Source organism: Lutispora sp. (assembly GCF_041687175.1).
GTDB lineage: Bacteria > Bacillota > Clostridia > Lutisporales > Lutisporaceae > Lutispora.
This window is the reverse complement of sequence record NZ_JAWLCK010000005.1, coordinates 53,574-63,347: the sequence shown is the minus strand read 5'-3', so window position 1 is coordinate 63,347 and position 9,774 is coordinate 53,574. Positions and strand designations below refer to the sequence as shown.

The window sequence follows — 9,774 nt, the reverse complement described above, 5'->3', positions numbered from 1 at the left end:
TCCAAAGAAGTTGGCCCTGATATAAGATATACCTTAGCCCCTCTTTCAGCAGCTTTTTCTGCAATTGCATAACCCATTTTGCCAGTGGAATGATTTGATATGAATCGCACTGGATCAATGGCTTCTCTAGTAGGTCCTGCAGTAACAATAATTGTTTTGCCTTCAAAATCTCTCTTTTGATTTAATATATTACTAATATAGGTTTCTATGTCTCCTGGCTCTGCCATTTTGCCTTTACCTATATCGCCACAGGCAAGTCTGCCTTCGCCAGGCTCTATAAACTTATAACCTAGTTCTTTCAAACGATTTATATTTGACTGTAATATCTTGTTTTCATACATGTTGCAGTTCATAGCAGGTGCAAATACTATCGGTGCTCTGGTTGCCATCACTGTTGTAGTAAGCATATCATCAGCTATTCCATTTGCAATTTTTCCAATTATATTGGCTGTTGCAGGAGCAATTATAACCAAATCAGCCTTCTTTGCGAGAGATATATGCTGTATCTCCCAATATTTAGGTTCTTTAAACATGTCGACAATGACTTGGTTAGAAGATAAAGCCTGAAATGTCAACGGATTGATAAATTTCACAGCATTTTCGGTCATAATTACATCCACATTGGCTTCAGCCTTCACTAAACGACTAACTAAATCACAGGATTTATAAGCTGCTATTCCACCGCAAACACCCAGCACAATATTTTTATTCTTTAACATCTACTTCACCTGATTGCTTGTTTTGTTTACCACTGACACATTCCAATTTGCCTTCAGCAATTTCATGCATGGCTATGGTCACTGGCTTGATAGAATTTGTCTCTACAAGGCTTGGTTGACCATCCACCAACTGTCTGGCTCTTTTAGCCACCGCAACAACAAGAGTATACTTGCTATCAACCTTTTCCAGCAATTTATTTATTGTAGGACTTATCATCATTATAATTCCTCCTTGAATTCTGACAAATCAATATGGTATCTACTTAATCTGCACTTTTCTGCTTTGATTATACAATAAATTTTTTCCACAGCGTTGTGCAAATCATCATTTATAACTATATAGTTATAATATTTAGCTTGCTCTATCTCTTCATAGGCACATTTCATTCTTTTATCTATATCCTTCTGAGCCTCAGTGCCTCTTTTCATAATCCTGCTCTTCAGTTCCTTAAAAGAAGGAGGCATTATAAAAATAAAAATCCCATCCTTATAATTTTGTCTAACTTGCTTTGCCCCCTGAATATCAATCTCTAATATGACATCTTTTCCTTGATTGATTTTATCAATCACATATTTTTTTGGGGTTCCATAGTAATTATCATAAACCTGGGCATACTCTAAAAACTCCCCATGCTCTACCATTTTCCCGAAGGATTCTTTATCAATAAAATGATAGTTAACTCCATTGATTTCATTAGGCCTGGGATTTCTTGTAGTAGCAGAAATAGAGAGTTCTAAGTTTTCTATATTTCTCTTAAACAATTCCTTGCATATTGTCCCTTTACCTACCGCAGAAGGTCCCGAGATTACAATAAGCAAGCCTTTATTATCTATCATTGGTCTCACCTTATCAATTTATTTATTACTATTCTTGAACATCTTCCTCTTCAACTTCATCCACCTTACCTACTAATCTATGGGCTACTGTTTCAGGTTGAACTGCGGATAATATGATGTGATCACTGTCTGTGATAATTACTGCTCTAGTTCTCCTGCCATAGGTTGCATCTATCAGCATCCCTCTATCTCTGGCTTCTTGAATAATCCTCTTTATTGGTGCTGACTCAGGGCTTACAATTGCAACCAGCCTATTAGCCGATACAATATTACCAAACCCAATATTGATAAGTTTAATGCTCATTATAAATCCTCCTAATCTATTATTCTATATTTTGTATTTGTTCCCTGATTTTTTCTATTTGAGTTTTCAAATTAACTACATTATTAATTATATCTATGTCAGTAGCTTTTGAACCAATTGTATTTACTTCTCTATTCATCTCCTGAACTATAAAATCCAGCTTTCTTCCTATAGAAGATTGGGAATCCAAGGTTTTTTCAAACTCAGCGACATGGCTTCTAAGTCTTACTATTTCTTCATCTATACTGCTCTTATCTGCCATTATTGCAATCTCAGTAATTAATCTGCTTTCATCTACGGCAACACCCTGAGTTAATTCTGAAATCCTTTCCCGAAGCTTTGCCATATACTCTTCAACCACGCTATCTGCCTTATCATCTATTTCATCAATAATGTTTCTGATATCATATAGTTTCATCTTTATATCTTCAGATAATCTATACCCTTCTCTCTCCTTCATATTGTGTAATTCCTCAAAAGCTTTCTCCAATGCAATTTTTAAAATGTTCCAGATCTCATCTTCTTCTTTTTCAACTTTCTCAACTTTAAAAATGTCTGAAAATCTGGTCAATAAAGAAAGGCTTATATCATCATTGATGCCGAATTCATCCTTTATGACCTTCAGACAATTTATATAAGATTTTGTTAAGTTTGTATCTATTTTTATATCAACATCCTGACCAAAGGAATCATAGTTAACAAAAATATCTACCTTACCTCTACCTATCTGAGAAGATGCATATTCTCTAACTTTATCTTCCAACCCCAATAGAGATTTAGGAAGTCTAACTGAAAAATCACTATACCTATGATTGACTGACCTTACATCTACAATGAAACTATAATTATCTTCTGCATATTCACCTCTACCAAAACCAGTCATGCTATTTGCCATCATATCATTCCTTCCAGATAGTATTTAGGAAATCTTCCTTTTTCTTAAGTTCTATATAATTTTATATAATTTCATTCAAAAAAACAATAGAATATACCAAAGATTTCTTTACTAAACATCTAATTCATATTGTCCCGAAAAGACTTCTGTTGCTCCGCCTTCCATAAATATATTATTCTCTCCATCCCATTGGATAATAAGATCTCCGCCTCTTAGATGCACCAAAACTCTGTTATCAAGCAAATCATTTATAATACCTGCAGCAACGCTGGCACAGGATCCTGTCCCACATGCAAGAGTATACCCGGCACCTCTTTCCCAAGTTCTCAGCACTATTTCATTTCTGCTCAGTATTTTAACAAAATTTACATTGGTTTTCTTAGGAAAATAGAAACTCTCTTCAATAGCCTTTCCTTCTTTTATTATATCTTCATCAAGTAATTGATCCTTAAAAATAACAGTATGTGGAACACCCATCAACATAGCAGTTATGTCATAAGCTAAAGCACCAACTTCTATCCTTTTTTCTTTAACAATTTCGCAATCTATATTGCATGGAATTACTTTAGGGTCAAATACTGGCTTCCCCATATCTACTCTTATGTTTGTTACAATTTCATTTTGTGTCTCCAACTCTGGAATTATTACTCCTGATAGTGTTTCTATTCTAATTTTTTTCTTTTTAATAATTCCTTTTTCATAAATATATTTTGCAAAGCATCTTGTTGCATTGCCGCACATTTCTGCCTGACTACCGTCTGAATTATGTATAACCATCCTAATATCTTGCGTTTCACTGTTTTCAACCAAAAGAATGCCATCTGCCCCTATTCCAAAATTCCTATGGCAGATAGCTCTTATTTTATCCGGATTCAAATGTATACTATTATCCCTGTTTTCAAAAATGATAAAATCATTGCCAAGTCCATGATATTTATAAAATTCCATAATTTTTACCCTCCCGTAAATCTCTTATTGTGTATTATAGCATATAGCAGTTTATATAACATATATGTATTTAAAATATCTAAGCGAAAATATTAATTAGAAACCTTTACGAGTTTTTAATAGAGTTAAATATAATCTTTAAATTTTATTCACAAATCATGAATAAAATTTATCTATTGGTGTAATTCTGTTATAATCTTATTAGTTTTAAATAATTGAGAAGATTCTAGGAGGTATTGACATGCCCTTTGATGGTATAACAGTAAGTTCTCTTGTCAATGAGTTGGAAAGTACCATACTTAATGGAAGAATAGAAAAGATATATCAGCCTGAGAAAGATGAGTTAAATATTAACATCAGAAATAATAAAACAAATTATAGACTTGTGATTTCTGCTAGCCCCATGTACCCGAAAATGCATCTTACAGAAGCTGTAAAAAGCAATCCCTTAACTGCTCCTGCATTCTGTATGCTTCTAAGAAAGCACCTAACTAGCAGCAGAATCATAAGCATAAAGCAGCCTAGCCTTGAAAGAATTATTGAATTGTCATTCAACTGTGTTGATGAAATGGGTTATAGTGTTGAAAAATCTTTAATTGTTGAAATAATGGGGCGTCACAGCAATATTATATTTATTGACAGTGAAAGCAGGGTCATAATTGACAGCATAAAAAGAGTGGGAAATGACATGAGCAGTGTAAGAACTGTTATGCCTGGTTTTAAATATATTTATCCTCCATCAGCAGATAAAATAGATCCACTTACAATCAATAGCGAAGACTTTCTATCCTCAATTAAAACCGAAGCAGGAAGTGTTAAGGCACATAAACACCTGGTGAAAACCTTCTATGGAATAAGCCCTGTCATCGCTCAGGAAATATGTTTTAGAGCAAGAATTGATGGAGATTCTGATATAAAAAAACTCGATAAAAACAGCATTTTTGCTCTTTTTGGAGAGTTTAATAATGTAATGGAAGAGATAAAAAATAAAAATTTTACACCAAATATAATAAGGGAAGGAACAAAAAATATTGATTTCTCTCCTTTGAAATTAAGTATTTATAGCAGCCATGAGATATTAAAAACCAATAGTATAAGTAAAGCTATAGAAGAGTTTTATTTTCAAAAAGACCTTCAGGACAGAATCAAACAAAGAACTGGTGATTTAAGCAGAATTTTAAAGACTAGGCTGGAAAGAAGTGAAAAGAAATTAGGGATACTGGAATCAGAATTAGCCGAAGCAAAGAATTCTGAATATTATAGACTATGTGCCGATATAATAATGTCAAATCTTTACAGGCTACACAAAGGGCAAGATAAAGCAGTATTGCCTAATTTCTACAGTCCTGAAGGAGAAGATATTGAAATAAAACTGGATCCCAGACTATCACCTAGTGATAATGCTCAGAAATATTATAAGCAATATAATAAATCAAAAGGAGCCAAAAAAATTATAAAAGAGCAAATTGAACAGGTTCTGGATGAAATAGTCTACTTAGAAAGTATACAGGATAGTTTGAGCAAAAGCCTGAATGAATCTGAGATAAATGAAATAAGGCAGGAACTGATACAGGAAGGATATATTAAGAGCAGGAAGGAAAATAAGAAGGGAACGAAAAACTCTCAAAAGCCTTCAAAACCCATGCATTTTATATCGTCATCAGGCTTTAATATATATGTAGGAAAAAATAATATGCAAAATGATTACTTGACACTTAAGCTTGCCTCTGCAAATGATTTATGGTTTCATACCAAAGACATACCCGGCTCCCACGTCATTTTAAAAACTGAAGGTAGAGAACCTGATGAAAATACTTTGATTGAAGCAGCAACCTTAGCTGCTTATTACAGCAAAGGCAAACTATCATCTAATGTTCCTGTAGATTATACACAAAAGAAAAATGTGAAGAAACCATCTGGTGCAAAGCCAGGTAAAGTGATATATGAAAATTATAAAACCATATATATAACCCCAGATGAAGAAATGGTTAATAATATGAATAAAGGGTCTGGCATTTAAGCCAGACCCTAACTTTTATCTTGTTTTATAGCTTATTGGAGAATATGGCAAGCACAACTATTATGAGTAAACCAAATATCATCAAGCTTGTTTGTTCTATAGCCATTATTCCCATTATGGCAACTATACCAATCAATACAGGTATAACATATTTGATTAAATTATACCATATTTCAAATAATCCGAATGGTACTGCCCCGCTATTTGTAAGCTCATCTTTAAGGTCTTCTTTCTTAACAAACCATCCTGTAAATATAGCAAGAAGCATACCGCCTATTGCAAGGAATATCTTATCTGTTAGTATATCGAAGAAATCAAAGAATCCTACTCCGAAGAGTTTTACACCTGACAATGCACCCATTGATAGTGATGACAGTATGCACAAAACAGCCATTACTACAGCGGTACCATAAACTGCAGGTTTTCTTTCCATTTTCCTCTGATCCATCAGATATGCAACAACAACTTCAAGTAAGGATACTGAAGAAGTCAAAGCTGCGATAAATAAAGCAATAAAGAACATAGCAGAGAATATAACACCTATTCCACCCATCTGTGCGAACAATTGTGGCAATACTACGAAAACAAGTCCTGCACCTTGTGATGGTTCCATCCCAAATGCAAACAAAGCTGGGAACATAGCAATACCTGCCAATAAAGCAACACTTGTATCCATTAATGTTACAATCAATGCATTGCTAGGAAGCTTTTCTTGCTTATTGAGGTAACTGCCGTATGTTATCATACAACCCATACCAAGACTTAGTGAGAAGAAAGCCTGACCTAATGCTGCCAAGAAGGTTTGGCCAGTTACCTTTGAGAAATCGGGCTTAAATAAGAATTCAATTCCTGCACCTGCGCCAGGAAGGGTTATACCCTTAACAGCAACAATTATTAACAGTATATAGAGCATTGGCATCAATATCTTGCCTGCTTTTTCTATACCTCCTGCAACACCTCTAGCAACTATAAATACATTTATTGCTAGATAAATAACCATCCAAATTAATGGCTGTGCTGTACCTCCAATAAAAGCACCAAATACATCCGGTACAGCTTCAGGGGCTGCTAGCAATCCGGTAAATGATTTAGCTATATAGGCCATTGCCCATCCTCCTACTACCGGATAGAAACCCATGATAAAGAATGCGCTAAGCACTCCCAAGACTCCTGCAAAAGTCCATCTGGAGCTATAACTCTTGTATGCTCCTACTGCTGCTAAACTAGTTCTTCTACCTACTGCAAATTCAGCAATCATTATACTGAGTCCAATAAATATAATACAGCCTAAATAAATAACTATAAATGCGCCTCCACCATTTTCACCGGTTAAATAGGGAAATCTCCAGATATTACCTAAACCAACTGCAGAACCGGCTGCTGCCATTATAAATCCAATACGGGAACCCCAATTTTCTCTTCCTTTTTGTTCCATTTTTTGCACCTTCCTTTCTTTTTTTTATAACCCAGAGGAACGAAGAATATTAAATATAAAAGCTTTCCATCATGGGTTTTAAGAAAGACTTAAGAAATGAAAAATATGAATCAAGTCCTTCTTAACATAATATTATTTATGTCAATCAGATATTACCTTTGCTCATCACCCCTTTCAAAAAATTTTTCTTTATATTTATTCTACAAAGATAAGAATATACCTTCTATTTTTTCCTAATTTTTTAACTTTTCAGAAAATATTTAAATTACTAAAATTTTTTAACGTCTCTTAATTTTTTAGAATTTTCTAAATCAATATATTATTGCAATTATATAATATTTTTTTCCATGATTCAATATTTGATAAATTATTAACTGTTTTTTATTGCATTTTTCGACTTCCCGGTTTATAAGGGATAGATCCTGATTTACACAAAGGACATTTATCTGCATCAAAAGCTTCTACATCTACTCTGATTACATTTTCAAATGGACACATAAAATCTGCCAGACCATTGCTCCTGTCTATTACAGAGCCAACAGCTACAACACTGCTTCCTATACTTTCTACCAAAGCAATTACTTCTTTCACAGAGCCTCCAGTGGTAACCACATCTTCCACTACTATAACTCTAGAGCCTTTTTTAATTTCAAAGCCTCTTCTCAACTTCATTACTCCATTCTCTCTTTCAGCGAATAGAGCTTTCAGCCCCATTTGTCTAGCTACTTCATAGGCAAGAATTATTCCCCCTATAGCAGGTCCAATTATCACATCTGCATTATATTTCTTCAGTTTGTCAGCAATCTCTGTTGAAATAGCTTCGCTGTATTCAGGGTATTGGAATAACTTAGCACATTGTAGATATTTATTGCTATGCTTGCCGGAAGTAAGTAAGAAGTGTCCCTCTAACAATACATCACACTTAATTAATATTTCAGTTATCTCCTTATTATTCATGTTATTTAACGCCTCCATTGATTTTTATTTCACTTAGATTGCTTATGCCATTTTCCACCATATACTTTTCTATACCTTCCAACACTTCTATAGGAGCCAATGGATTGTAGAAATTCGCGGTGCCTATTGAGATTGCATCTGCGCCTGCCATCATAAATTCAATAGCATCCTGCCAATTGCTAATACCCCCCATACCGATTACAGGAATGTTAACTTTTTGTGCAACCTGCCAAACCATTCTTAAGGATATGGGTTTTACTGCAGGTCCTGATAGTCCTGCTACAATGTTATGAAAGTAGGGCTTTCTGTTTTCAATATCTATTGCCATACCCATTATAGTATTTATGAGAGATATGCAGTCTGCACCTGCCTCTTCAGCGGCTAAGGCCATTTCTGTTATATCTGTTACATTTGGAGATAGTTTCACTATTATAGGAATGCTACAGTTCTTTCTCACTTCTTTTGTAACCTCATATACAGAATCGGACTTGGTTCCAAATGCAATACCACCTTCTTTTACATTGGGACAAGAAACATTAAGCTCAATTAAATCCACATGGTCATTTAGTTCTTTTGCCATTAATGAGTATTCCTCTATGGTATTGCCGGAGATATTAGCAATTATGGGTACACTATATTTTTTTAAAAAGGGCAGTTCTTTTTCAATAAATACATCCAATCCAGGGTTCTCAAGTCCCACACTGTTCAGTATCCCTGCAGGGGTCTCCATTATCCTAGGGGGTTTATTGCCTTTCCTCGGTTTAAGAGTAATACCCTTTACAGCTACTCCTCCAAGCAGATTAAGATCATAAAACTTTGAGTACTCTTTTCCAAATCCGAAGGTACCAGAAGACACCAATACTGGATTCTTAAGCTTCACTCCACCAATATCAACTCTCATATCAATCATCAAGATTCACCTCTTTGCTATTAAATACAGGCCCATCAGTACACACTTTTTTATATTCTTCATTGCTACTGCTTTCACAGGCACACACAAGACAAGCACCAATACCGCACCCCATTCTTTCCTCCATGGAAATATAGCATTCTATGTGATTCTCTTCACAAAGATTCTTCACAGCCCTCAACATTATCTTTGGTCCACAGGCATAGACCACATCATAGCTACGGATATTTCTTTCAAGAGCTTCTATTGGATAGCCTTTATTTCCTTTGCTTCCATCTTCTGTGTATATAGAAATATTATCTGAATACTTCATAAAATCTTCAATCATGTAGGTTTCGTCTCTAAAACCTAAATATACCTCTGCTTCTATAAGCTCTTTGCTTAAGTATAGCAAAGGGGCTATTCCTATTCCCCCACCAATTATGGCGACTCTTTTGCTATGAAATATGGGGAAACCATTTCCCAAAGGTCCTAATACATCTAAAAAATCACCAGTTTTGGTATGTGTAAAAAGTCTTGTTCCTTTTCCGCAAACTCTATAAAGCAATGTAACTTGGCTATTGTCTGCATCTAAGTCACAAATGCTTATAGGCCTCCTCAACAAAGGATCGTAGCCATCCCCGGGCTTTATATGAATAAACTGACCCGGTAGAGCTTTTTTTGAAATGATCCTTGATTCAATAACCATCTTATATATGTTTCCAGTCACTTTATGGTTGGACAATATTCTACATATATCTCTTTGCATG

General features: G+C 34.7%; 11 protein-coding genes. 1 reads left to right on the top strand and 10 read right to left on the bottom strand.

From position 1 onward, the window contains the following. The 6 genes from coaBC to dapF all read right to left on the bottom strand — a co-directional run. Positions 1-719: bifunctional phosphopantothenoylcysteine decarboxylase/phosphopantothenate--cysteine ligase CoaBC (gene coaBC / locus ACESM9_RS01980; RefSeq protein WP_372994758.1), on the bottom strand; the 719-nt coding region annotated here is incomplete at its 3' end. Next, on the bottom strand, positions 706-936 hold the full coding sequence (rpoZ, locus tag ACESM9_RS01975; protein ID WP_372994766.1) for a DNA-directed RNA polymerase subunit omega: 231 nt from the start codon (positions 934-936) through the stop codon (positions 706-708). The genes rpoZ and coaBC, both read right to left, overlap by 14 nt. Positions 937-938: 2 nt before the next feature. Further along, positions 939-1,556 (bottom strand): guanylate kinase, encoded by a 618-nt coding sequence (gmk, locus tag ACESM9_RS01970; protein WP_372994756.1) that lies wholly within the window; start codon positions 1,554-1,556, stop codon positions 939-941. Positions 1,557-1,584: 28 nt separating this feature from the next. Then, on the bottom strand, positions 1,585-1,860 hold the full coding sequence (gene remA / locus ACESM9_RS01965) for an extracellular matrix/biofilm regulator RemA (protein ID WP_372994754.1): 276 nt from the start codon (positions 1,858-1,860) through the stop codon (positions 1,585-1,587). Between the two features lie 19 nt (positions 1,861-1,879). After that, complete coding sequence (locus tag ACESM9_RS01960; protein ID WP_372994752.1) at positions 1,880-2,758, bottom strand: YicC/YloC family endoribonuclease; 879 nt, start codon at positions 2,756-2,758, stop codon at positions 1,880-1,882. A 108-nt stretch (positions 2,759-2,866) separates the two neighbouring features. Next, entirely contained in the window at positions 2,867-3,703 is an 837-nt protein-coding gene (gene dapF / locus ACESM9_RS01955) for a diaminopimelate epimerase (protein ID WP_372994750.1), read from the bottom strand. A 241-nt stretch (positions 3,704-3,944) separates the two neighbouring features. Between dapF and ACESM9_RS01950 the strand changes: the two genes are divergently transcribed. Then, entirely contained in the window at positions 3,945-5,723 is a 1,779-nt protein-coding gene (locus tag ACESM9_RS01950) for an NFACT family protein (RefSeq protein ID WP_372994748.1), read from the top strand. Between the two features lie 25 nt (positions 5,724-5,748). Here ACESM9_RS01950 and ACESM9_RS01945 read toward each other — a convergent pair whose 3' ends face one another. From ACESM9_RS01945 to ACESM9_RS01930, 4 genes are all read right to left on the bottom strand, one after another. Beyond that, positions 5,749-7,158: a sodium-dependent transporter gene (locus ACESM9_RS01945; RefSeq protein ID WP_372994746.1), complete on the bottom strand. Its 1,410-nt coding sequence runs from the start codon at positions 7,156-7,158 to the stop codon at positions 5,749-5,751. A gap of 381 nt (positions 7,159-7,539) precedes the next feature. Further along, a complete protein-coding gene (gene pyrE / locus ACESM9_RS01940) occupies positions 7,540-8,115 on the bottom strand; it encodes an orotate phosphoribosyltransferase (RefSeq protein WP_372994744.1) in 576 nt (191 codons plus the stop codon). A gap of 1 nt (position 8,116) precedes the next feature. Next, positions 8,117-9,022: a dihydroorotate dehydrogenase gene (locus tag ACESM9_RS01935; RefSeq protein WP_372994764.1), complete on the bottom strand. Its 906-nt coding sequence runs from the start codon at positions 9,020-9,022 to the stop codon at positions 8,117-8,119. After that, positions 9,018-9,773 carry a dihydroorotate dehydrogenase electron transfer subunit gene (locus ACESM9_RS01930; RefSeq protein ID WP_372994742.1) on the bottom strand — a complete coding sequence of 252 codons (756 nt, stop codon included), beginning with the start codon at positions 9,771-9,773 and terminating at the stop codon, positions 9,018-9,020. The genes ACESM9_RS01935 and ACESM9_RS01930 overlap by 5 nt, the downstream gene beginning before the upstream one ends. Position 9,774 lies beyond the last annotated feature (1 nt).

What these genes read in the sequence shown, in the direction of transcription:
- rpoZ (WP_372994766.1), bottom strand. Translation starts at nt 936, where the DNA reads ATGATAAGTCCTACAATAAATAAATTGCTGGAAAAGGTTGATAGCAAG.
- gmk (WP_372994756.1), bottom strand. Translation starts at nt 1,556, where the DNA reads ATGATAGATAATAAAGGCTTGCTTATTGTAATCTCGGGACCTTCTGCG.
- remA (WP_372994754.1), bottom strand. Translation starts at nt 1,860, where the DNA reads ATGAGCATTAAACTTATCAATATTGGGTTTGGTAATATTGTATCGGCT.
- ACESM9_RS01960 (WP_372994752.1), bottom strand. Translation starts at nt 2,758, where the DNA reads ATGATGGCAAATAGCATGACTGGTTTTGGTAGAGGTGAATATGCAGAA.
- dapF (WP_372994750.1), bottom strand. Translation starts at nt 3,703, where the DNA reads ATGGAATTTTATAAATATCATGGACTTGGCAATGATTTTATCATTTTT.
- ACESM9_RS01950 (WP_372994748.1), top strand. Translation starts at nt 3,945, where the DNA reads ATGCCCTTTGATGGTATAACAGTAAGTTCTCTTGTCAATGAGTTGGAA.
- ACESM9_RS01945 (WP_372994746.1), bottom strand. Translation starts at nt 7,158, where the DNA reads ATGGAACAAAAAGGAAGAGAAAATTGGGGTTCCCGTATTGGATTTATA.
- pyrE (WP_372994744.1), bottom strand. Translation starts at nt 8,115, where the DNA reads ATGAATAATAAGGAGATAACTGAAATATTAATTAAGTGTGATGTATTG.
- ACESM9_RS01930 (WP_372994742.1), bottom strand. Translation starts at nt 9,773, where the DNA reads ATGCAAAGAGATATATGTAGAATATTGTCCAACCATAAAGTGACTGGA.